The organism is Mycobacterium sp. URHD0025 (genome assembly GCF_000426065.1).
In the GTDB taxonomy this organism is placed as follows: Bacteria; Actinomycetota; Actinomycetes; order Mycobacteriales; family Mycobacteriaceae; genus Mycobacterium.
This window is the reverse complement of the sequence record NZ_AUEQ01000007.1, coordinates 509553-532627: the sequence shown is the minus strand read 5'-3', so window position 1 is coordinate 532627 and position 23075 is coordinate 509553. Positions and strand designations below refer to the sequence as shown.

At 65.6% G+C, this 23075-nt stretch carries 25 protein-coding genes; 15 read left to right on the top strand and 10 right to left on the bottom strand.

Annotation, left to right across the window (positions count from 1 at the left end; all coding sequences use genetic code 11):
- Window positions 1-178 precede the first annotated feature (178 nt).
- Entirely contained in the window at window positions 179-1201 is a 1023-nt protein-coding gene (locus H977_RS0110100) for a hypothetical protein (RefSeq protein ID WP_029107754.1), read from the top strand.
- 36 nt (window positions 1202-1237) lie between these two features.
- The gene (locus H977_RS0110095) at window positions 1238-2086 is read left to right on the top strand and encodes an alpha/beta fold hydrolase (RefSeq protein ID WP_029107753.1); all 849 of its coding nucleotides are present in this window, start codon (window positions 1238-1240) and stop codon (window positions 2084-2086) included.
- 52 nt (window positions 2087-2138) lie between these two features.
- Here H977_RS0110095 and H977_RS0110090 read toward each other — a convergent pair whose 3' ends face one another.
- Window positions 2139-3527, bottom strand: a complete 1389-nt coding sequence (locus H977_RS0110090; protein ID WP_029107752.1) for a purine-cytosine permease family protein — start codon at window positions 3525-3527, stop codon at window positions 2139-2141.
- Between the two features lie 92 nt (window positions 3528-3619).
- Here H977_RS0110090 and H977_RS0110085 point away from each other — a divergent pair, with 92 nt between their 5' ends.
- The 5 genes from H977_RS0110085 (at window position 3620) to H977_RS0110065 (ending at window position 9548) form a co-directional block, all read left to right on the top strand.
- Window positions 3620-5089, top strand: coding sequence for an MFS transporter (locus H977_RS0110085; RefSeq protein ID WP_029107751.1), 1470 nt, complete (start codon window positions 3620-3622; stop codon window positions 5087-5089).
- 399 nt (window positions 5090-5488) lie between these two features.
- The gene (locus tag H977_RS0110080; protein WP_231395918.1) at window positions 5489-6571 is read left to right on the top strand and encodes an ABC transporter ATP-binding protein; all 1083 of its coding nucleotides are present in this window, start codon (window positions 5489-5491) and stop codon (window positions 6569-6571) included.
- A 60-nt stretch (window positions 6572-6631) separates the two neighbouring features.
- The gene (locus tag H977_RS0110075; protein ID WP_029107749.1) at window positions 6632-7825 is read left to right on the top strand and encodes a polyamine ABC transporter substrate-binding protein; all 1194 of its coding nucleotides are present in this window, start codon (window positions 6632-6634) and stop codon (window positions 7823-7825) included.
- A 5-nt stretch (window positions 7826-7830) separates the two neighbouring features.
- On the top strand, window positions 7831-8706 hold the full coding sequence (locus H977_RS0110070; protein WP_029107748.1) for an ABC transporter permease: 876 nt from the start codon (window positions 7831-7833) through the stop codon (window positions 8704-8706).
- A complete protein-coding gene (locus tag H977_RS0110065) occupies window positions 8703-9548 on the top strand; it encodes an ABC transporter permease (protein ID WP_029107747.1) in 846 nt (281 codons plus the stop codon). Before H977_RS0110070 ends, H977_RS0110065 begins: the two co-directional genes overlap by 4 nt.
- A gap of 1 nt (window position 9549) precedes the next feature.
- Here the strand turns inward: H977_RS0110065 and H977_RS0110060 are convergent, their stop codons facing one another.
- From H977_RS0110060 to H977_RS0110050, 3 genes are read right to left on the bottom strand one after another with little or no spacing between them, the layout of a single operon-like run.
- Window positions 9550-9906 (bottom strand): nitroreductase/quinone reductase family protein, encoded by a 357-nt coding sequence (locus tag H977_RS0110060; protein ID WP_029107746.1) that lies wholly within the window; start codon window positions 9904-9906, stop codon window positions 9550-9552.
- Between the two features lie 19 nt (window positions 9907-9925).
- Complete coding sequence (locus H977_RS0110055; protein ID WP_051288780.1) at window positions 9926-10759, bottom strand: EamA family transporter; 834 nt, start codon at window positions 10757-10759, stop codon at window positions 9926-9928.
- Between the two features lie 35 nt (window positions 10760-10794).
- Window positions 10795-11412: a TetR/AcrR family transcriptional regulator gene (locus tag H977_RS0110050; protein ID WP_029107744.1), complete on the bottom strand. Its 618-nt coding sequence runs from the start codon at window positions 11410-11412 to the stop codon at window positions 10795-10797.
- Window positions 11413-11674: 262 nt separating this feature from the next.
- Between H977_RS0110050 and H977_RS0110045 the strand changes: the two genes are divergently transcribed.
- From H977_RS0110045 to H977_RS32845, 3 genes are all read left to right on the top strand, one after another.
- Window positions 11675-13033, top strand: a complete 1359-nt coding sequence (locus H977_RS0110045; protein ID WP_029107743.1) for an aromatic ring-hydroxylating oxygenase subunit alpha — start codon at window positions 11675-11677, stop codon at window positions 13031-13033.
- Window positions 13034-13073: 40 nt separating this feature from the next.
- Complete coding sequence (locus tag H977_RS0110040) at window positions 13074-13538, top strand: hypothetical protein (protein ID WP_029107742.1); 465 nt, start codon at window positions 13074-13076, stop codon at window positions 13536-13538.
- 62 nt (window positions 13539-13600) lie between these two features.
- The gene (locus tag H977_RS32845) at window positions 13601-14125 is read left to right on the top strand and encodes a GtrA family protein (protein WP_051288764.1); all 525 of its coding nucleotides are present in this window, start codon (window positions 13601-13603) and stop codon (window positions 14123-14125) included.
- Here H977_RS32845 and H977_RS0110030 read toward each other — a convergent pair.
- The 3 genes from H977_RS0110030 to H977_RS0110020 all read right to left on the bottom strand — a co-directional run bounded on the left by H977_RS0110030 (window position 14079) and on the right by H977_RS0110020 (window position 16776).
- Complete coding sequence (locus tag H977_RS0110030) at window positions 14079-15149, bottom strand: M42 family metallopeptidase (RefSeq protein WP_029107741.1); 1071 nt, start codon at window positions 15147-15149, stop codon at window positions 14079-14081. The genes H977_RS32845 and H977_RS0110030 overlap by 47 nt on opposite strands.
- A 65-nt stretch (window positions 15150-15214) precedes the next feature.
- Window positions 15215-16033: an acyl-CoA thioesterase domain-containing protein gene (locus H977_RS0110025; protein ID WP_029107740.1), complete on the bottom strand. Its 819-nt coding sequence runs from the start codon at window positions 16031-16033 to the stop codon at window positions 15215-15217.
- 44 nt (window positions 16034-16077) lie between these two features.
- Window positions 16078-16776: an MBL fold metallo-hydrolase gene (locus tag H977_RS0110020; RefSeq protein WP_029107739.1), complete on the bottom strand. Its 699-nt coding sequence runs from the start codon at window positions 16774-16776 to the stop codon at window positions 16078-16080.
- A 50-nt stretch (window positions 16777-16826) separates the two neighbouring features.
- Here H977_RS0110020 and H977_RS0110015 point away from each other — a divergent pair, with 50 nt between their 5' ends.
- The 3 genes from H977_RS0110015 (at window position 16827) to H977_RS0110005 (ending at window position 19038) form a co-directional block, all read left to right on the top strand.
- Entirely contained in the window at window positions 16827-17654 is an 828-nt protein-coding gene (locus H977_RS0110015) for a serine hydrolase (RefSeq protein WP_029107738.1), read from the top strand.
- Window positions 17655-17730: 76 nt separating this feature from the next.
- Entirely contained in the window at window positions 17731-18498 is a 768-nt protein-coding gene (locus tag H977_RS0110010) for a DoxX family protein (protein WP_029107737.1), read from the top strand.
- A 9-nt stretch (window positions 18499-18507) separates the two neighbouring features.
- Window positions 18508-19038 carry an RDD family protein gene (locus H977_RS0110005; RefSeq protein ID WP_029107736.1) on the top strand — a complete coding sequence of 177 codons (531 nt, stop codon included), beginning with the start codon at window positions 18508-18510 and terminating at the stop codon, window positions 19036-19038.
- Between the two features lie 15 nt (window positions 19039-19053).
- On the opposite strand, the gene H977_RS0110000 is transcribed toward H977_RS0110005, so the two are convergent.
- Window positions 19054-20484, bottom strand: a complete 1431-nt coding sequence (locus H977_RS0110000; RefSeq protein ID WP_029107735.1) for a GntP family permease — start codon at window positions 20482-20484, stop codon at window positions 19054-19056.
- On the bottom strand, window positions 20481-21008 hold the full coding sequence (locus H977_RS0109995; RefSeq protein ID WP_029107734.1) for a gluconokinase: 528 nt from the start codon (window positions 21006-21008) through the stop codon (window positions 20481-20483). Before H977_RS0109995 ends, H977_RS0110000 begins: the two co-directional genes overlap by 4 nt.
- Window positions 21009-21130: 122 nt before the next feature.
- Here H977_RS0109995 and H977_RS0109990 point away from each other — a divergent pair, with 122 nt between their 5' ends.
- Both H977_RS0109990 and H977_RS0109985 read left to right on the top strand, forming a co-directional pair.
- Window positions 21131-21847 (top strand): FadR/GntR family transcriptional regulator, encoded by a 717-nt coding sequence (locus H977_RS0109990; protein WP_029107733.1) that lies wholly within the window; start codon window positions 21131-21133, stop codon window positions 21845-21847.
- A gap of 8 nt (window positions 21848-21855) precedes the next feature.
- Window positions 21856-22743: an SCO6745 family protein gene (locus tag H977_RS0109985; protein ID WP_029107732.1), complete on the top strand. Its 888-nt coding sequence runs from the start codon at window positions 21856-21858 to the stop codon at window positions 22741-22743.
- A gap of 4 nt (window positions 22744-22747) precedes the next feature.
- Here the strand turns inward: H977_RS0109985 and H977_RS0109980 are convergent, their stop codons facing one another.
- Window positions 22748-23074, bottom strand: a complete 327-nt coding sequence (locus H977_RS0109980; RefSeq protein WP_029107731.1) for a YnfA family protein — start codon at window positions 23072-23074, stop codon at window positions 22748-22750.
- Between the last annotated feature and the right edge of the window lies 1 nt (window position 23075).

Genomic DNA, 23075 nt, shown 5'->3' with positions numbered 1-23075 from the left:
TCGGCCGGGTGGGATCGGTGAACGGTTCCGTCCTGAGTGTCACTGGCGCGCGGCGCGAGGCACAGATTGAGGTAGTGCGCTACGCGTGTTCTCACGACGCGACCCGGCCATGCTGTGAGTGCTCGACCTGCCAGTTCAGCTGCCGAACGGTGACGACGATGACGTATGAGGTGCGACCATGACCTCCGCGGCCGCTGCGCACGCCGCAGCAGGCGACCGCCGGACGCTCACACTTGCCGGCAGCGAATCTCCGCCTGCCCGCGATCAGCGCAGCGACGGCGGGCTTCGGGACAAGCTGTGTCCCCGGCCCGCGTCGGTATGGCGCGAAGTGGCCGGCGGCCGGCTTGCGGACCTGCGGGTCGAACTCGACCGACTGCCGGCGGGCAGTCGGGACGACCCGTGCTACGCCGACGCGCGGCGCAGGCTCGAGGAAGCCACTCAGATCGTCGACGCGCCACGCGGGCTGCGTGCCCTACTCAACGGAGCGGCAGTCGAAGCCGCGTGGCTCCGGATCCACGCCGTGGATGTGGCGGTCATCCGGTTGGCGACACCCGATGTGGTCCGGGCGCGCTTGCCCGAGATCGTCTCCACCGGAAAGGAACTGCTCGGTGAAAGCCATGAATCGGTTACGGCCATCCGGGAAATCATCGGCCACGCCGCGCTGACGGACTGCGATCGGGAAGTGCTGGCACACAGCGTAAAAGCCGTACACGCCGCTTCCGACAGCGAGAATGTGCGGCTGCGCAGTTTCCGCAACATCCTGCTCGGCGCCACGGCAGTCATGGCGCTGCTCGCCGTGTGTTTCGCCGTCGTCGGCGCTCACCGGTCCGACACCTTCGGTCTCGTCACATCAGGCACCTCGCTATCGGGGGCTGACATCGCGATCGCTGAGTTGCTGGGCCTGGTCAGCGCGAGTCTTGTTGGTGCTCTGGCCATCCGGAAGATGAAGGGGACGTCCACCGCGTACGCGGTGCCGATGGCCGCACTGTTGCTGAAACTCCCCACCGGCGCGTTGACCGCCGTCGCCGGTCTGCTGATGGTCAAGGCGGGCATCGCCGGGGACGGGGTCAGCCTCACCACGAACGCCCACGTGGTCGGCTACTCGTTGCTGTTCGGCGCTTCGCAGCAGGGTATTACCGGGATGGTGGACCGTCAGGCCCAGAGCCTGCTGAACAACGTCTCGTCGAAAGACAACGCCTGATACTCAACCGGCGGTCGGCTTGGCATGATGCTTGACATGGATCAGTACCGCCGGGGCCAGTTCGTGTTCGACGTCATCGATGACGGTCTAGCCGACGGCCCCGTGGTCGTGCTGCTGCACGGCTTCCCTCAACAGAACGCCAGCTGGGGGCCGATCATCTCGCTGCTCACCGCCGCCGGCTATCGGTGCCTGGCACCGAACCAGCGTGGATACTCCCCGGGCGCCCGGCCGCTGCGCCGCCGCGACTATCGAGCGGAGGAACTGGTGAAGGACACCCTCGCGCTGATCGATGCCAGCGGCGCCGAACGGGTCCATCTCGTCGGCCATGACTGGGGTGCCGCGGTCGCCTGGGGCGTGGCCGAGCACACCCCCGAGCGGCTGGCCTCTCTGGCGGCGCTGTCGGTACCCCACCCACGCGCCTTCATGCGGTCGCTGCTCACCAGCAGGCAAGGATTGGCGTCCTGGTACATGTACGTGAACCAACTGCCCTGGCTGGCCGAACGATTCATGCTCGGGCGCGACGGCGAGGGCGCGGCCATCGCCAAATCCCTGATCCGCAGCGGGCTACCGCCAGAGGCTGCCGAACGGGATGCCCGGGCCATGGCCGAAGCCGGAGCCCTGACGGCCGCGCTCAACTGGTACCGGGCCGTGCCCATGAGCCGCCCGGGCCGGGGCGCCGCGCAGAAGATCACTGTGCCGACCCTGTATGTCTGGAGTGACCGCGACATCGCGATCACCGCGAAACCGGCACACGACACCGCGAACTACGTCAGCGCTCCCTATCGCTTCGAAACGCTGCGCGGAGCCTCGCATTGGCTTCCGGAGGAAAAGCCGGCAGAGGTCGCAGAAATGTTGTTGCAGCGGTTCGCCACGTATCCGGTCTAACGCCTCGACATCGGCGTTCACCGCGAAGGCGACGACCCGGCCACCGTGAGCGCTACGCTCGGGCAGACCGCCGGGACAGCAGCCGATAGCCACCGTAAAGCACTAGAGCGACAACAAAATTGACGAAGTAGGCGATGTCGGCCCCGTGCCATGCGGTGGCCACCGCACCCTGGATCAGGGTGGTGTTCATGAACGGGACGGCCACGGCGTAGGCGATCAGGAAAGCGATCAGGGCAGCCGCCGCGTCGCGACGCGAGACGGACTCGGCACTCGGATCGATACTGCTGCGCCCGCGAATGCGGAACGTCCAGTCCACCACGACCACAGCGACGAACGCCGGAATCCAGTAGCTCACCAACAGCAGCACATCCGTGAACCGGGTCGCGGTGTCGGCGGCATGCAACCACAGGATCAGGCCGAATACCAGCGCCGTCACGATGATCGCGGACACCGGCCGGCGCACCCGCACGCCGATGGTCTGTAGCGCCAACGAGCCGCTGTAGTCGTTCATCACCCCCGACCCGATCGCGGCGAGCGCGATCACCAACAACGCCAGACCGCCGAGCAGGCCGCCACCCATCACGGCATGGACACCGTCGGCGGTGTGATCACCGATGACGGACGCGGCGGCGATCCCGATGCCCTGAACGAACACGTAGCCCAACACGATTCCGGCGAACGAATAGCCGAACACCTGCCACCGCGGGGAATCGGCTGGGAGATAACGACTGAAATCGGCGGCGTAACTGGCCCACGAGACGGCCAGGCTCAGTGCGATCGTGATCTCGAAAACGAACGCTCCGGCCAGATCGGCACCGGCCACCGACGGCGCCACCACGATGTCATGACCACTCACCAGTTTGACGGTGAACACCGCGAACGTGACGAAGAGGATGACGGTCAACACCGCCTGCAGGCGGTGGATCAACTCGTAGCCGAAGAATCCGACGGCGCCCTGTACGGCCAGCACGATCAACACCGCGCCCCAGAACGGGATGCCCAGCAGCGCCGCGAGTGCCTCCCCGCCGAACAGGCCGACGAGCGCGTCCCAGGCGATCGACGATCCCCACTGCAAAATGCCGGGCACCACGACGAGGCCGCCAAACGCCATGCGTGCGTTCGGAAGCTGGCCCGCACCGGTGCGCGGTCCCCACGTCGAGAGGTAGGCGACGACGGCAGAACCCACAACGGTGCCGATCACCATGGCCAGCAGCCCCAGCCAGAAACCCAGCCCCAGGGTGATCGCCAGTGTCCCGGTGAACACGCCGGTCATGTTGACCTGAGGCGCAAACCACACCGTGAACAGCCGGGCGGGATGTCCGTACCTCTGGTCTGCTGCCAGCGGTGCGATCCCGTGGGTCTCCACGGTCAGATCACCCGAGCCGGTCGGGCGCCGCCCGCTGAACGTGGACGCGTTGAGCGCGCCGACTCCCAAGGCCATCACCTATTCGACCACGGCCCCGGTGTGCCGGTCTGCGACGGACCCGCGCCATAATCGACAAACACCAAGATGAGCTAACGATCGGAGCGGAAGTGGCCAGGACCGAAGTCGACCGGTCCGCCTCCCCCGGGTCCACCCGACCGGCACCTCGCCCCGGCGTCCTGATCGCCGGCCTGAGTCTCGTGGCGCTCACGGTCGCCATCCTGCAGACCGCAGTCGTCCCGATCCTGGGCATCATCGCCCGGCAGTTGAACACCTCGGGAGTGGCGGTCAGCTGGGCCGTCACCGCCAACCTGCTCGCCGCCGCCGCCTCGACCCCGCTGATCGGCCGGCTCGCCGATCTCTACAGCAAGAAACGCGTGCTGCTCGGCGTGCTGGTGGTCGTGTTGGCAGGGTCAGTGCTCGCCGCGGTGACGGCCTCGGTCCCGCTGCTGGTGGCGGCCCGGATCCTTCAGGGCGCGTCGTACGCGCTCTACCCGATCAGCATCGCCATCCTGCGCGAAGAGCTCGCCGAGGACCGTCTGGTCGGCGCGATGTCGGTATTGTCCGGAACGCTGGGGTTCGGCGGCGGCGTCGGCCTCGTCGTCACCGGCCTACTCATGTCGGGCGACGCCGGTTATCACCGGGTCTTCTGGCTCACCACCGCATTCACCGCCATCGTCATCGTCGTGGCTGTCGCCGTCGTGCCCAATCGCCGGCCTGATGCCGGTGGCGCCATCGACTGGCTGGGCGCCGCGGGTCTCGCGATCGGCCTGTCGTCGGTGCTGCTCGCCATCACCCAGGGCAACTCGTGGGGATGGACCCATCCGGGCACCATCGGATTTCTGGTCGGTGGCGTCGGCGTCCTGATCGGCTGGTGGTGGTGGGAACGGCGCGTCGCCGATCCCCTGGTCTCGACCACGATGCTGGCCCGGCGTCCCATCTTGCTGACCAATCTGGCCACGATCCTTGTCGGCATGGGGCTGTACTTCGCGTTTCTCGGCCTCACCCAGTTCGTGCAGATGTCACGACAGGCGGCCGGATACGGATTCGGCGCCAGTGTGCTGCAGGCCAGCGTCTACTTCCTGCTACCGGGAGCGCTCACGGGCTTCCTGGTGGCACTCGTCAGCGGTCGGTTCATCGACCGGTACGGTGCCCGCCGAGTCCTGGTGGTCGCCGCCGTCGCGGGAATCGCCGGATTCGTCATGCTCGCCGTCGCGCATGATCACCCCTGGCAGGTCGTCGTCGCCGGGATGCTGGCCAACGCCTACATCAGCCTGGGCTACGGCGCGTTGCCCGCACTGGTCGTCAGTGAGGTGGACAGCGGCGAGACCGGCATCGCCACGAGCATGAATGCCATCGCGCGCACGATCGGCAGCTCGGTGGCGGCGGCCGTCGTCGCCGTGCTGCTCGGGCATCGGATGGTGCCATCGGAAGGCAGCTTCGTGACCATCTTCATCGCCGGTGCGGTCACCGCTGCCATGGCGATGGCCCTCATCGCCGTGTCCCGGGCGCCAGACCGCCACGATGAGTCCGTGCAGACCATGTCGGAGTCTCGCGCGATGAACCACGAGTGGGGCTGATTCGCGTCCCCACTCGCCGGTTTCCTGCCGTGGCAACACGGGGAACTGCGAAACTTGAGCCCGGCCGGTCATCACCGGTCAGGACCATGGAATCGACCGCTCCGGGACTGGCCGGGTGCACCGTGGCCGTTGGGCCGCCGCGCTATGGAATCGCGCTGTCAAGTCGCTTCAGACGAAGGATTCCATTGAAAAATTGTTAATTCATTGCGGAATCGCTTGCGAAGGGCGCCGTTATCCGCGATTGTTTACCGACAGCTTCCAAGCTGCATCCGGAGGAGGAGACCGCTGACCGGCCCAGATATCACCGCCGTCGACAAATCGACGGAACCCGACGGCACACCACGTAGTGGCGCGCCCGTCATCGAGATCGACCATGTCACCAAGCGGTTCGCCGACTACGTGGCCGTGGCCGACGCGGACTTCTCTATCGCATCGGGTGAGTTCTTCTCGATGCTCGGCCCCTCGGGCTGCGGGAAGACCACCACGCTGCGCATGATCGCGGGGTTCGAAAGCCCCACCGATGGCGCCATCCGGCTCGAGGGCGTCGACGTCTCGCGCGTGCCACCGCACAAGCGCAACGTCAACACCGTCTTCCAGCACTATGCGCTGTTTCCACACATGACCGTGTGGGACAACGTCGCCTATGGGCCACGAAGCCAGAAGAAAGGTAAGGACGAGATCAAGCGCAGCGTCGACGAGCTGCTGGAAATCGTCCGACTCACCGACTTCGCCAAGCGCAAGCCCGGCCAGCTCTCGGGCGGCCAACAGCAGCGCGTGGCACTGGCGCGTGCCCTGGTCAACTACCCCAGCGCGCTCCTGCTCGATGAGCCGCTCGGCGCACTGGACCTCAAATTGCGCCATGCGATGCAGTTCGAACTGAAACGCATCCAGCGCGAGGTCGGCATCACGTTCATCTACGTCACCCACGATCAGGAGGAAGCGCTCACCATGAGCGACCGGATCGCGGTGATGAACAACGGCAACGTCGAGCAGATCGGTAGTCCCACCGAGATCTACGACCGCCCGGCGACGGTGTTCGTCGCCAGCTTCATCGGTCAGGCCAACCTGTGGCCGGGCCGGCAGACCGGGCGGACCAACCGCGACTTCGTCGAGATCGATGTACTCGGCACGACACTCAAGGCCAAGCCCGGCGACACCACGATCGAATCCGGCGGGCAGGCCACGCTGATGGTCCGTCCCGAGCGCGTACGCGTCTCGCTCGATCAGCCATCAGGCGACGTCGCGACGGTACCCGCCACTGTCACAGATCTGACGTTCCAGGGCCCGGTTCTACGGCTTTCCCTTGCCGCACCGGATGATTCGACCATCATCGCCCACATCGGAGCTGAACAGGACCTGCCGATGCTGCGCCCCGGAGACGCCGTGCACGTCAGTTGGTCACCGGAGGCATCGCGAGTACTCCCGGCGGCAGACATCCCCACTGCCGAAGACCTCGAAGAGATGCTCGACGACAACGCCTAGACCCGCTCCATCCAACCCCCCTCATTTACGGAAGCGCCCGAATTCCCCGAAAGGTCGCCCATGCCCGACAACCTCGACCCCCGACTGCTCGCCCGGCTGACTGCGAACCGCACATCACGTCGCCGCTTCCTCGGAGGCGGCGCGGCTGCCGCAGCCGCACTGGCACTGGGGCCCTCGGTCCTGGCCGCATGCAGTTCAGGTGAGAAGTCCAGTGCCCCATCCACCTCGGCCGCACCCGACGACGGATCACCGGCCACCGGCACGGTCCGCATCTCGAACTGGCCGCTGTACATGGCTGACGGATTCGTCGCGGCGTTCCAGACCGCATCGGGTCTGACCGTGGACTACAAAGAAGACTTCAACGACAACGAGCAGTGGTTCGCCAAGGCCAAGGAACCGTTGTCACGCAAGCAGGACATCGGCGCCGACCTGGTCGTGCCCACCGAGTTCATGGCCGCCCGGCTCGCCGGACTCAAGTGGCTCAACGAGATCAGCGATTCCCGGGTCCCCAACAAGAAGAACCTGCGCGAAGACCTGCTCAACTCGAAGGCCGATCCCGGCCGCAAGTACACCGCTCCGTACATGACCGGCATGGTCGGCCTGGCCTACAACCGAGCCGCCACCGGGCGCGACATCACCAAGATCGACGATCTGTGGGATCCCGCCTTCAAGGGCCGGGTCAGCCTGTTGTCCGATGTCCAGGATGGCCTCGGCATGATCATGCAGTGGCAGGGCAATTCCGTCGAGAACCCGACCACTGAATCCATTACGAAGGCCGTCGACGCCATTCGGGAGCAGAAGGACAAGGGCCAGATCCGCCGCTTCACCGGCAACGACTACGCCGACGATCTCGCGGCCGGAAATATCGCTGTGGCCCAGGCATATTCGGGTGATGTCGTCCAGCTGCAGGCGGACAATCCAGACCTGAAGTTCATCGTTCCCGAGTCCGGCGGCGACTGGTTCATCGACACCATGGTCATCCCCTACACCACTCAGAATCAGAAGGCCGCCGAGGCCTGGATCGACTATGTGTACGACCGGGCGAACTACGCCAAGCTCATCGCGTTCACCCAGTTCGTGCCCGTGCTGTCGGACATGACCGATGAACTCGCCAAGATCGATCCCAAGGTCGCGGGCAATCCGTTGATCAACCCGCCGGCCGAGATCCTCGCGAAGCTGAAGTCGTGGGGGGCCCTCACCGACGAGCAGACGCAAGAGTTCAACAGCCTCTACGCCGCCGTGACCGGAGGCTGACGCCGATGGCAGGTGTGGCCACCAGCAGCCGGCAACGGAGCAAGATCGCCCCTTACCTGATGATCCTGCCGGCCCTGGTGTACCTCGGGATCTTCTTCGTGGTGCCGTTCTTCTCGTTGGCGCGCACCTCGCTGTCGACGTCGGGCGGCTCCGTGTACTTGCCGACGCTGGAGTTCGATTGGAACTTCGGCAATTACGCGCACGCGTTCACCGAGTATCAGGACCAGATACTGCGCACGTTCGGGTACGCGTTCGTCGCGACGGTGCTGTGCGCGATCCTCGCCTTCCCGCTGGCATACGTGATCGCGTTCAAGGCGGGCCGGTTCAAGAACCTGATCCTGGGCTTGGTGATACTGCCGTTCTTCGTCACCTTCCTGATCCGGACGATCGCCTGGAAAACGATTCTGGCCGATGACGGCTGGGTGGTGAGTGCGCTCGGCACCATCGGTCTGTTGCCCGACGAAGGCAGACTGTTGTCCACCAGCTGGGCCGTGATCGGCGGCCTCACCTACAACTGGATCATCTTCATGATCCTGCCGCTGTACGTGAGCCTGGAGAAGATCGATCCGCGGCTGATCGAAGCATCCAAGGACCTGTACTCGTCGAACGCCCGCAGTTTCACCAAAGTGATTCTGCCGCTGTCGATGCCAGGAGTGCTGGCGGGCAGCATGCTGGTGTTCATCCCCGCTGCGGGTGATTTCATCAATGCCGACTATCTGGGCAGTACCCAGACCAGCATGATCGGCAACGTGATCCAGAAGCAGTTCCTGGTGGTCAAGGACTATCCCGCGGCAGCAGCGCTCAGCATGGTGCTGATGGCCATCATTCTCGTGGGCGTGCTGCTCTACACCCGGGCCCTGGGAACGGAGGATCTGGTATGACCGCCGCCGCAGTCGAGGCCGCCACCAACCCGGCCGAACCGAAAGTCGTCAAAGGCTCCCCGCGATGGGGCGATCTGCTGTTACGGCTCATCGCCGGGCTGGTGTTGTTGTACCTGTTCCTGCCGATCTTCGTGATCGTGCTGTTCTCGTTCAACGATCCGGCCGGCAAGTTCAACTACACCTGGCAGGGATTCACCCTCGACAACTGGGCGCACCCGTTCAAGTATCCGGCGCTCACCGAGGCTCTGAAATTGAGCCTCAACGTCGCCGCCGTGTCAACGGCCATCGCCTTGGTGCTGGGCACCCTGGTGGCAATCGCCCTGGTGCGCCAACGTTTCCGTGGTCAGAAAGCCGTCGACACCTTTCTCGTGCTACCGCTGACCGCCCCCGAGGTGGTCATGGGTGCCTCGCTGTTGACGCTGTTCCTCGATCTGGGTTGGGCCACCGGCTACACCACGATCGTGGTGGCCCACATCGCATTCCAGGTCAGCTTCATCGCGATGACGGTGCGGGCCCGGGTACGCGGTTTCGACTGGACGCTTGAGGACGCCTCGATGGATCTCGGTGCGAGCCCGACCCGGACATTCTTCAAAGTGACTCTGCCACTGATAGTTCCGGGCATCGTGGCAGCAGCGATGCTGTCGTTCGCCTTGTCGCTCGACGACTTCATCATCACCTACTTCGTCAGCGGATCCACCGTCACATATCCGCTGTATGTCAACGCAGCGGTCAAGGCCGCAGTGCCTCCGCAGATCAACGTGCTGGCGACGGCCATCCTGGTGGTGAGCCTGCTGTTTCTCATGGTCGGAACGCTGTACCGGCGCAAGCGGATCGACGTCTGAATCAGGGCGTGTCCAGCCGCACCGTGACGGTCACTTTGCCCTGACCGTCACGGTGGGCGACGGCATGTCCCGACCGGTCGCGGCCATCCAGGTTCAGCAAGGTGAGTTCGCCGCCCTCGCCCAGGAAGTTGCGCCACCAGGTCTTGCTGTCCGGCGTCATCGCGTTGATGGTCACCTGGTCGCCGTCGCGGTTCACCGAAACCGGCGTCTCGAATGTGCGGCCCGACCGGCGCCCGGTGTACCGGATGACCACCACACCGTGACCGATCCATCGGCCGAGCACCGGCACGCGGGTGAGACCCACGGCCGCCGCGTTGAACCACCGGGCGACGGGGGAATTGAAGATTCCGCGTGACATTGGCGCCAGCGTAACCCGATCAGCCGACTTCGGCCGGGACCGGTGTGGCACGCGCTCCGGTGCGTGCCGCGCCGATCCCGGCGGCCACCACGAAGCAGATGCCGAACACGGCGGCCGGGGACGGAATCTGGCGTAGCAGGACAAGACCGACGAGCATGGCGAATGCCGGCTCGAGGGCCATCAGCGTGCCGAACGCGGCGGTGCTCAGATGGCGCAGTGCGGACATTTCCAGAGCGAACGGGACCACCGGTAGCAGGATCGCCAGGCCCACACCGATCAGCAACAGTTGGGGCGTCAGATGCGGAAACACCGAGGGCCCGACGACCGCGGTGCCGACCAGTCCGGCGACCGGCATGGACACCCCCAGGCCCTTGATACCCGCCACCTCGTCGCCGACCCGTTGGGTCAGCAAGATGTAGCAGGCCCAGCACAGCGCGGCGCTCAAGGCGTAGAGCACACCGATGAGGTCGACGTCTCCCGTCCAAGGCTCGGTGAGCAGCACGACGCCGGCGGCCGCCAGCCCAGGCCACAGAATCCGATTGCGGCCTTTCCCGTGCGCGACGGCCACCCCGAGCGGGCCGAGGAATTCCAGCGCGCTCGCGGTACCGAGCGGGATTCGGGACAGTGCCGCCATGAAGAGCATCGTGACCCCGGCCGTGACGACGCCGAGCGCGACACACGTCCAGAATGCGGATTTGGTGAAGGCCGACGGCCTGGGCCGCACGATCACCAGCATCAGAACGCCGGCCCACGCCAGCCGCAGCCATGCCGCGCCCTCGGCACCGACCTGGTCGATCAGGCCGACGGCCACCGCCAGCCCGATCTGCACGCACAGCATGGACGCCATGGCCATGAGCGCACCGGTGCGCGCGGGGTGCGATGTCTGTGTCACGAGGTATCGCCCTTGGCGACAACGATATTCGCCAGGACCATGCGGAGGAACGGGCGGTAGACGGCCTGTTCGTCGAGCAGGCTGTCGAGCGTGACGCCATCGTTGGCGGCCAGTACGACGCGGGCGAGGTCGAGAGCCGGGATGTTCAGCTGGCCGCCGAGGCGCGCGGCACCCTTGGAGATGTAATCCGCGAGGGCACGGACGGTCTCCTCCCGCTGTTCGGCCACCCGAGCCCGGGCTTCGGGATTGCGCAGCAGAAACAACGTGTACTCGGATCCGAGGGCCGCGCGGTCGGCCCCCTCGACCGCGACCAGATCCCGCCAACGGTCACCGAGTTCGTCGGCGTCGAGATCCTCGAGCCGGTGGAAGTTCGCGATCACATCGGCGAAGCCGTCGAGGAATTGCTGCCGCTGCCGCTCGACGACAGCGAGGAACAACTCGGCCTTGCTCCCGAAGTGGGAGTAGATGGCGCCACGGGTGTATCCCGCGACCTCGGCGATGTCCTCAAGCGCGGCGCCGTCAAACCCTTTGCGCGCGAACACCTCCTCGGCGGCGTCCAGAAGGACGTTGCGGGTGTGCTCCAAGCGGCGTTGCTTGGTCCAGCGTTCGGCCATGGACACATCCTGTCAAAGGTCGGCGCACTTGTGTTCTCGGTGTCGTGCGGCCAGTCGAGGTCCACCGATCACGGCTTGCTGCCGGGACATAACTCCTCCATGTTCGCTCATCCCGAACCCATCCATATTCATAGTTGTATCGAATATACGGACATGTATAGTAGTGATCGCAGTCACATTCCACGGCACCGGCGGGCCGGCTGCGCCCGGCCGCCGGCGAGCACCTCACCGCCGCCCGCACATCGATTGAGGAGATCCGCCCGTGCAGACAGCACGCCCCGGAGATTGGGTCGAGAACGCCACCCGTCTGGATGACATCGCTCCCGATGCGTATCGCATGGAGATTCCGACCAGTCGCTACATCGCACCGGAATTCGTTGTCCAGGAACGCGATTCGATCTGGAAGAAAGTATGGCAGGTGGTCGGCCGCATCGACGAGTTGGCGAAGGCCGGCGATTGGAAGCAGTATCAGATCTTCGATCAGTCCTACATCATCGTGCGGGGCAAGGACGACAGTCTCCGCGGATTCGTCAACGCCTGCCGGCATCGCGGCAATGTGCTGTGCCGAGATGCCCGCGGAAATGCCAAGCGCGGCTTCCTGTGTCAGTACCACCTGTGGTCCTATGACCTGGACGGCCGCCTCAAGGGCATGTTGCGCGAGGCGTTGGCCGGCCCGATCGACAAAGAGACTCACGGGCTGATCGAAGTTTCCGTGGGCACCTTCGCCGGATTCATCTTCCTGAATCCGGACCCCGATGCCGCACCCTTGGCCGAGTTCATCGGTGCCGACGTCGCGGCCATGCTGGCGCCGTACCACCTCGATGAGATGGTCACCGTGATGGACGTGACCGAGGCCATCGACTGCAACTGGAAAGTGGTCCTCGACGCCTTCCAGGAGGGCTATCACATCGACGGAATCCATCCGCAGCTCCTGCGCGTGATCAACATCGACCCCGCCACCAGCCGGTACCGGTTCTTCGATCGGCACAGCGTGTCTATGGCACCGTTCGACGTGGTCGGTGCCACGCCCGAACAGCAGGTGGACGGCATCATGGATCTGCCGGAGACCTTCCCGTCCACCGTCGCGGTCCTCCCCCGCTTCTCCGAGCTCGTGGCCGAATACCGTGCCGCCGACGGATCGCTGAGCTTCCCCGACGGGGTCACGGCCAGAACACTGCTGCAGAAGGCGACACGAGACACCTTGACCGCCATGGGACTTGACGTCAGCGGACTGACCGACGCCCAGATGAGCGACAACCACGGGTGGGTGTGGTTCCCGAACTTCTTCATGACGATCCGCGCCGGCGAGGCCACGATCATCATGGCGCTGCCGCATCCCGACGGGGACCCCAACCGATGCATCTGGCACGTCGCCAGCTATATGTGGTTGCCGGACGAGCACAAAGCCGCCTTCACCGCGGATCCGATAGTGGTCGACGAGGCCGGCAGCTACAAGTACTTCGAAGCGCTGCAACAGGATTACGAGCAGATGCCCCGCCAGCAAACCGGGCTGCGCAACACCGCACTGGAGCACATGGCGCTGGTCAAGGAGGAAGTGGTCATCGCGCACTTTCATTCGGTCGTCGACAAGTACTTGGAATCGGCGGGCTCCCGCGCCTGAAGGAGGGCGTGCGAGAAATGACTACAGAAAGGACCTTTCGTTGAAGCATGTCAGTGAGGTCCTCGACTCCTACACCGGGCGGAGTCGAGCCGCGGTGCAGTACGCAGTCACCACGAAGCGGCTTGTCGACGCGGCCAAACGACCCGGATTCGGGGTCGGAGGCTGGGCGCCGCTGGCGGATCTGGTGGCCGTGGACGAGTTCGAGCGGATCGGCAACTTCAAGGAGGTCATGAACTGGGAGCAGTACACGGATTTCTTGACCAACTGGGCCACCGCATCGGAATGGGACGGCTTGTTCAAGCGGGTCAGCGAGGTCGGCGGGGTGGTGTTCCTCGAACTCGAAGAACGCACGAAAATGGGCGATTTCGAATCGGTGGTCAACTCGGTATCGGTGTACGAGTTCACCGCCGACGACAAGATCCGTCACATCGACGTGTACTTGCAGATGGAGTTGCCCAACGCAGAGGTGCTGACCAGCTACGAGGGGATCGAGATCGCGCAGTGAGACTCCGGTGATGTTCGCCCGGTGCTCACGGTCCTGACACTTTCCGATGCGACGGTGTCCATGTGCGCAGCGAATCGGGCCGGGTGTGTACAGCGGAGCGGTTTCACCGGTTCTGCGTCCTGCTGGTTCGTGCCCTGCCTGCGCCGCTGAATTCCGTGGTAGCACCGACGTTCCTCGGTTTCGCCCTGATCAACACCTTCACGTTCGGCGTCGATCTGACGATCCTCACCGCCCTGCACGGCGGATTACGGACGCCGCTGCCGATCGCGGTGACCGTCGGATATGCCGGGGCATTCGGCCTCGCCTATTACCTCAACCGGACGCTGAACTTCCGCTCGCACGCCGCCGTGGGTCCGCAACTGACCGTGTACGTGGTGGTTGTCGTCCTGAACTACCTCGCGTTCATCCTGGGGGTCTCCAGTGGACTCGCGGCGATGGGCGTCGAGTACCACCTGGCCAGGATCGTCGCCGGAGGTTGCGAGGCGATCTACATGTACAGCGCCATGAGGTGGGTGGTGTTCCGGCAGTCAGATCCCACTGTCAGGAATCGACCAGATACTCGACCAACACGTCGCGCACCGCCGTGACCGCGGTGCGCGAAATCACCTCATAGCCGTGCGTGCTCAGGGTCGGTAGGCAGAGCAGCCCGGCCTTCGGAGACGACCCCGAAGCCTTGGTGTGCGATGCGTCGGACTCGAAGGCACCGAGCACGGCCGGCTGGGCCGAAAGCCCCAAATGATTTGCGACAGCGCACAAACGATCGGCGACATCCTTGTCGTACACGCACTGCGCATCGCTGTAGGCCACGATCGGTCCGCCCGCGACGGTGGTGCCGTATTCGGCCTCTGTCGGGCCGACCTCCACGGCGAGGGTGAGATCGCCGGGCAACGTGCGGCACGCGTGCGCCGCCCCCACCCCGCCGACCTCTTCGTTCGTGGTGAACACCAGATACACGTCTCCGGCCGGGCGTCGGCCACTCTCGTGCACTCGGCGCGCGAGCAGTAGCAGGGAAAGCACTGCCGCCCTGTCGTCCATGAAGTAGCAGCCCAGATAGTCGCCCACCTCGATCAACTCGCGCTTGCTGCGGTCGATACACACCCGGGTACCCGGCCCGATCCCCATCTTCTCGAGAGAGTCGGTTTCCTGGCCGGTGAACACGTAGACATCCGGCCAGTCCAGTGCCTTGTCGCCTTGATCCGGTTTCGTCTGCCAGACCTGTGGCGTTTCCTGTGTAGTGTGCTCCGACCCCAATGCCAGTACACCGCAGATCGTTTCGTTGTCACCGAGGACCGCGACGGGGCCCAGGCCGAAGTTGGCGGGGTACATCGTGCCCAGCGGTGTCAGCCGCAGGGTGCCGTCCGGCTCAACCCTTTTGACGAGCATCGACAACTCGTCGAGGTGCGCCAGCACCCTGGTGGCAGAACCGCCGCGCTGCGCCCCGGATATCAGTGCGATGAGGTTTCCCGCGGCATCGGTCCACAGTTTGTCGGCGTAGGGGTCCAGTTCTCGCCGGCAGACGTCGCGCACAGCGTCTTCCTGGCCACACGGACCGTAGGCGAACAACAGCTCCTGCAACAGCTCACGCTCGTACCCGTCGTCCGATACCGGCATACCTGGGTTTGCCCCGTCGCGTGGGTTCGGAAACCTGACTCCGTAGCGGGCGGTCGATCAGCGCCTCACCTCGGTGCGCTGCGCTCCGGAAACGGATCATTGGAGAAATCGATCTGTGCTGCCGGGTTGCTGATGGCGGTGACGAGGCCGGTGCCGAACGGGCCTGCACTGTCGAACAGTGTCGAAGCGCCCACCGCGACGCCGTCGGCGGCCAGGTGTGAATCGGCCTGCACGCCGATCCACTCGTCGCCGGGCAACCGCGACAGCGCGACGGTCAGGTCACCGTTGATGTAGCCCACACCGGCGGTGCCGAGATTGGTCACCAGGCTGGTGCCCTCGGCGGCCATCGCCGCCCGGACGAACGGCGAGTTCGGTTGCCCCTGCACCACGGTGATGGTGCGGTTCATGAACCTCTTGCGCGACGCGTTCTGATGTTCGGCGATGGCGCGGCTCCAACCGGCGGCGTCACTTCCCATAAATGTCCGCCGGTCCCCATCGAGGGAGGCGGGCGGTTCGAACCGGGTCGGGCTCGTCCACTCCTCCCCTCGCGGCGGCTCGCTCAGTCGGTACTGCACCAACGTCGCGCGCGCGACGGTCACGCCGTCCTGGACCAGCTCACATTCGGAATTGCGGACCCGTCGCCCGTCACGGATCAACGCCACCTTGGTGGTGGTCGGCAGCCCGCGCGCAGCCTTGAACAGGTCGACCGTCAGCCGGGCCGGCAGAAATTCGGGCAGTCCGAAGCCCGATTCCAGCGCCCGAGCCGCCAGCCCGACCAGCGCTGGGCCGTTGAGGTGGTCCTCACCCCAGTGGCTCTGTGCAAAGCGGGTCGGCTGGAACCTGTCCTGCTCGGACTGCACGAAATGGGCGTCAACCTCGGTCATCGGCGAATCGTCGCATATGGGCTAACTAATTTGGTCGGCGGGGATCACGAAGTGCGCCGCGCATCGAGCCAGCGCTGCTGGAGCCGGATGAAATGGGCGTCGACGACATCGCCGTGGCCGGGCACGAACACTCCGTCCTCCCCTCCTGCGGCCAGCACCACCTCAAGCGTGGCCGGCCAGGCCGTCAGATCGGAATCGGCGTCGATGACAGGGTCGCCCGACTGTTCCACGAGATCGCCGCAGAACACCACTGTGTGCCTGTCCGGCACCGTGACGATCAGGTCATGGCTGGTGTGACCTCTGCCAGGACGGGAGACGTTCACCGTCCGGCCACCGAGATCGACGGTGGCGCCGGAACTCCGGTGCGTGGGCACCGGCATCGCCTCGATCGCCAGATCGACGTCACCGATGGCGGCACCGTGGGCGATCGCATCCGCGCGCAGGTGCGCACGACCGGATGCCATGGTGGCGGAAACCTCTGGGGAGCAATGTATTTCGGCATCCTTGAACCAGGAGCAACCGAGGATGTGGTCGAAATGGTTGTGTGTCAGGACGATATGGTCGACGCGCTGCCCCGTCAGCGTCGCAACGTCGGCCTCGATTCCCCTGGCCTCGGCCAACGTCGTGCCGGAATCGATCAACAGAGCCCGCGCGTCGCCGCTGACCAGTCCGACCGTCACATCGAGAAATGGCAGGCGGGTGCGCCACACCCTCCTACCCAACTGCTCCCAGTCGAAGTTCATCGCCCACCGTCGATGCCGACACTGCGCCGCACGCCTGCGAAGCTACTCCCGTGCGCCCCGTCCTGTTCTGTGTCCTCGTCCTCGTCCTCGCGGCCGTCGCCTGCGGCACCACCGTCCCGTCAGCGCGCGCAGCCTGCGCCACCGCGACCGACTGCGACGTCGCCGGACGGATCGCCGCAGCCGACGCCTATTTGACGACGCGGCCAGGCACGGTCGGATACGTGCTGCGCGACCGGACCACCGGTGCCGTCTACCGGAACGCACACGCCGGCGAACAGGTGTGGACAGCATCGACGATCAAACTGGGCATGGTGGTCGACCTGCTGACCCGGCAACGCGACGGCACCGTGACGCTCACCGATTCGGACCGTTCCCTGATGGCAGCCATGCTGCATTCTTCCGACGACGATGCCGCCGACACGCTGTGGTCGCGGTACAGCGGCGCCGACCATCAGGCGTTCAACGCCGATTTTCCGGCCTACGGGCTCACCGGACTTCAACCGCAGCGCGGATTCAGCCGGACCTACCCGTACTGGGGCTTCCAGAAGGCCACGCCCGAGGACCTGGACCGATTGATGACCTATGCCCTCACCCACCTCACCGCTGCCGAGACCGCAGGCATCGTGGATGCGCTGCAGCACGTGGACGCGAACCAACAGTGGGGTGTCTGGGGCGCCGGACCGGCGATGAATCCCGGCAACAAGGACGGCTGGTCGCTCGAGCAGGGGGGCTGGGTGGTCAACAGCGTCGGTTTCGCCGGACCCCAGCAGCGCTACACGTTGGCGATCATGAACTCCCTCGGCGATCAGGGCGGCTATGACGACGGAGTCCAGACCACCACCCACCTCAGCGAAGTACTGCTGGCCGGGCGCCGGTGAACTGACCGCGCAGGTTTGCCGTGCCGGGCTATGGGGCAACTACTAGCTCATGTTGATCAGACGAATCGCCCGCCCTATGTTGTCTGCGACCTTCATCGCCCGAGGTGTCGAAACCCTGCGCGATCCGAGTGCTTCCACCGAAACGACGCGCAGGACGCTCGGCGCGCTGAGTGCTCTGCCCGGTCCGGTCGGCGCAGGGGTACCCAACAACGCCGACACGGTCGCACGGGTCAACGCGGCGGTTCAGGTGGCAGGCGGACTGCTCTTCGCGCTCGGCCGTGCGCCCCGGCTGACCGCGGCGGCGCTCGCCGTCACGATGATTCCGAGAAGCATTGGCTCACAAGCATTTCTGAAAGACTCCGACCCCCAACACGCCGCGGCGCAGCGGCGTGAGTTCCTCACCGACGTGAGTCTGCTGGGTGGCCTGATCATCGCGGCGGCCGACACCGCGGGCAAACCGTCGCTGGCCTGGCGTGGACGCCGTGCCGCGCAGCACGTCTCGGCCACTGTGGCCGCGGCCGTTCCCGGTGTGGCGGCCGGCGGCGACGCGCTCGCCGACAGCGCTATCGCCGAGAAGATCGGGCACGGTCTGGCGATCGGTGCGGAACGGGGCCGCGAGCTGGCCGACGCCGCGGTGGAGCGGACGACCGAACTGGCGGGCGAGTTGGCCCAGCGCGCGCGTGAACGCGGGCCCGAGGTAGCCGACGCGGCGCGTGCACGTGCCGAGGAGTTCGCCCTGATCGCTCGGGAACGCGGGCCGGAGCTGGCCGAGGCCGCCCGGGAACGCTCGGCCGCCCTGGCCGATCTCGCACGAACCCAACTCGACCAGCGCCGTGATCGGTAGCGTTGTGGCATGACCACGGGTGACTACCAACCGGAATTCGGGCAATACGGACAACCGGGCGGTTACCCACCGCCCTACGGCGGGCAGGTGCCGGGTGGTTATCCCCCGCCCTATGGCACACAAGCCCCGGGCGGTTTGGGCCGACGGTTCTTCGCCCGCGTGATCGACGGCATCATCGTCGGGATCGTGGCGTTCTTCCTGTCATTCATCACCGATTCGCTGTCGAACTACTGGGTCACCGGCCTGTTCAGCGGATTACTGATGTTCGTCTACTTCGTCGGTCTCGAAGTGGCCACAGGTGCGACACCGGGCAAGAAGCTGCTCGGGCTGGCTGTACATGGCGCGGGCAACACACCCAAGCCGACGGCCAAAGAGTCGGCGGTGCGTAACGCGTTCACGCTGCTGCCCATCGTCCCGTTCGTGGGCGGTTTCCTGGGCATCATCGCGATGATCGTCATCGCGGTGACCATCAGTGCCAGCCCGACCAAGCAGGGCAAGCATGACGAACTCGCCGGGGGCACAGCGGTGGTTCGGAGCTGAGAACCGTAGCCCGGCTCAGATGACCAGCCCGAGCAGCAGCACGAAGACCAGACCGGAGACCGACAGCGCCGTCTCCATCAGCGACCAGGACTTGATGGTCTGACCGACGGTCATCCCGAAATACTCCTTGACTAGCCAGAATCCGGCGTCGTTGACATGCGAGAAGAACAGCGAACCGGCGCCCACGGCGAGCACCACCAGCGACACCTCGCCGGTGCTCATCCCCTCGACCACCCCCAGCATCAGTGACGACGCGGTGATGGTGGCGACCGTTGCCGACCCCGTGGCCAATCGGATCAGCACCGCCAGCACCCAGGCCAGCAGCACCACCGACAGGTTGGCCCCCTTGGCCCATTCCGCCAGTAAGGTGCCGATTCCGGTGTCGACCAGAACCTGCTTGAACCCACCACCGGCGGCAACGATCAGGATGATGCCGGCCACCGGCGGTAACGACGACTCAACGCATTTCACGATCTGATCGCGGGTCATCCGCGCACCACGACCGAGCGTGAACATGCCGATGACGACGGCGATGAGCAGTGCCATCAAGGGCCGCCCGAGTATGTCGAACGTCTGCCGCAGCACATGTGTCTTGTCGTCGACGAAGATGTCGACGAGCGCTTTGCCCATCATGAGGGCCACCGGCAACAGCACGCTGAAGATCGTGATGCCGAAGCTCGGTCGCGTATTCGTCACAGTCGCAGTGCCGGTGACACTGCCCTCGGAGGAGCTCGCACCCGCGTCCGTGGCGTCGAAGCGGTCCGGCACATCGAGAACCACCCAGCGTCCCGCGAGCTTGCCGAACAGCGGACCGGCCACCACGATCGTCGGGATCGCCACGAGCACGCCCAAGGCCAAGGTGATGCCGAGATCGGCGTTGAGCAGTGAGATCGCCGCGACCGGCCCAGGATGCGGTGGAACGAATCCATGCATGGCCGACAGGCCGGCCAGCGCCGGGATGCCGACCGTGACGAGGGAAAGCTGAGAACGCCGGGCCACCAGGTAGATCACCGGCATCAACAACACCAGACCGATCTCGAAGAACATCGGCAGACCGATGATCGCGCCCACCAACGCCATCGCCCACGGCAGTGCCCGCGGGGAGGCATGCCCGACGATGGTGTCCACGATCTCGTCGGCGCCACCCGAATCGGCGAGAAGTTTGGCGAACATCGCGCCCAGTGCGATCAGGATGCCGACACTTGCGGCGGTCGACCCGAATCCGCTGGAGAACGAATCGAGTACGGCCCCGATGTTCTCCCCCGCGAACAGGCCAACAGTCAAGGCGCCGAAGATCAACGCCAGGAACGGGTGCAGCTTGGCGATGGTGATGAGAACGACGATCAGCGCGATCCCGGCCAGTGCGGCCAGGATCAACTGGCCGCCGCCTGCTACCGGTTCAACGAGTTCGGTCCCGGCCGCCAGATGGATGAGCGCCGTTGTCATCGGTTGTCCTGTTCTGTTGTCGCAGAATCTGATTGGGCTACAGCTTGTTCGACGTACTCGTCCACGATGGCGTCGATGCTCTGATCCACGTCGATGACGATGCCCGTCTCGTCGGATCCGAGGGGCTCCAACGTCGCGAATTGGGAATCGAGAAGGGCGGCCGGCATGAAGTGCCCCGGTCGACTGGCCTGGCGTCTTCGAATCACCTCCGGTGAGCCACTCAGATACAGGAACACCGCATCGGGGCAGTGTCGTCGCAATTGGTCGCGGTATCTGCGCTTGAGCGCCGAGCAGCTCATCACCCCGCCGTCATGGTGACCGGCCAGCCATTCGCCGATCGCTTCCAACCACGGATAGCGGTCGTCGTCATCGAGGGCGTGGCCCGCGGACATCTTGGCGATGTTGGCGGCGGGATGGAAGTCGTCGCCGTCGGCGAACGGCACCCGCATTCGCTGCGCCAGCGCGGCACCCACGGTCGACTTGCCCGACCCGGATACGCCCATGACCACCACTGGTGAACCCATACAACCGCCTCAATTGTGTGTCTGCCGTCACACAGCATCGCTTAAAGAGCATACGATTGCAACAGTTTGTCGGTTAGATCCGTTCTTTCCCCTTCCTGAGCCCTGTATGACACGATGTAACCGTGTCCTCGCCCTCAAACGTCGGTGCGCTGCATGCCACGCTGCTCACCGCGCTCGGTACCGGAATCGTGTCCGGCGAGCTGGCGGCCGACCAGGTGCTGACCCTTGATCGGCTCAGCGCCGAGCACGAGGTATCCCGCAGCGTCGCGCGCGAGGTGATCCGGGTGCTGGAGTCGATGGGCATGGTGGAGTCGCGCCGCCGGGTCGGGATCACGGTGCAACCGTCACGCAAGTGGAACGTGTTCGACCCCAGACTGATTCGCTGGCGCCTACAGGCCGGGGACCGTGCGGTACTGCTGGCCTCGCTGTCCGAGCTGCGGCGGGGATTCGAGCCGGCCGCCGCGGCCCTGGCCGCGCGGCGGGCGAATCCCGACCAATGCCGAATCCTGGCCGCGGCCGTCTCCGACATGGTGGTGCACGGGCGGGCCGGCGATCTCGATGCGTACCTGTTGGCGGACAAGGTCTTCCATCAGACGCTCCTGGACGCCAGCGGTAACGAGATGTTTCGCGCCCTCAACGACGTGGTGGCCGAGGTGCTGGCCGGACGGACCCAACACGGATTGATGCCCGACTCACCGAACCCGGCTGCTATCGCGTTGCACGACGAGGTCGCCCGAGCCGTCCGGCTGGGCGACGAGGATGCCGCAGAACAGGCGATGCGAGCGATCATCGACGAGGCTGCCACCGCGGTGGCCAACGGTGATCGCCCCGATGCTTAACTAGGTCAATGGGTCGTTCTCCCGCATTGGCACGTCGTTTCTTCGATCGCCTGGAACCGGTGCACGGGGTCACGTACTTCGCCGCCGAGCCGCGAGCGGCACTCGATTCCCTCGGGTACCGCGGCTTCTGGATGGGCTACTTCGCCGCTCGCTCGGCCCCGCTGGGCATCGTGCCGGCGGAGGTCGTCGCCGCCGCGTTCTACAACTTCACCACCGAGCGGGTCGCCAAGGCACTGCCCGCCGTCTGGGACAAGGCCAGTCCGGCAACACTGTTGGAGCTGCGGTCGGACTCTGCTGTGGCAGCATTGCGTCGATCCGGCGTCGTGGACTCCGAGTCGACTCGCCTTGCCGCCGAGCTGACCGCCAAGGCCGCCCGCACCGCACCCTTGGACGGCCGTCCCCTCTACGCCGCCAACCGAGCCCTGCCATGGCCCGAAGAGCCGATCGCCAAGCTGTGGCATGCGGTCACCCTGCTGCGCGAGCAACGCGGCGATTCCCACATCGCGGTGTTGGTCTCCGAGGGCGTCAGCGGCCGGGCGTGCAACGTGTTGCACGCCGCCGCCGGTCGGGTACCGCGCGAGATGATCATGCGCAGCCGCGACTACGACGACGAGCAATGGGAACGCTACGCCGGGCAGCTGCGCTCCCGTGGCTGGCTGGACGCCCAAGGCGACCTCACCGATGCGGGGCGAGAGGCCAAGCAGGCCATCGAGGACCGCACCGACGCGTTGTCCTTGGGTGCGCTCGACGCGTTGACCGACGACGAGGTCACCACCCTGTTCCGGGTGTTGACGCCCATCACCCGGCAGGTGGTGGCCGCCGGTGACGTTCCGGCTGCCACACCGATGGGCTTGAGCCGCGACGAACTGGACGACGACAGCGCCCATCTCGACTGAGGGTTCAGCGCGGCGCGTACATGATCAGCCCGACCCCCGCCAAGGCCACGAGCGCACCCGTGACGTCCCAGCGGTCGGGCCGGAAACCGTCGGCGGCCATGCCCCACAACAACGATCCGGCGATGAACACCCCGCCGTAGGCAGCCAGGACCCGGCCGAAGTGGGCGTCGGGCTGGAACGCGGCGACGAAGCCGTAGGCGCCGAGCGCGATCACCCCGGCGCCCATCCACATCCAGCCGCGATGTTCGCGAACGCCTTGCCAGACCAGCCAGGCACCGCCGATCTCCAGGATCGCCGCCAGCACGAACAACGCAATCGATTTGGCTACCATC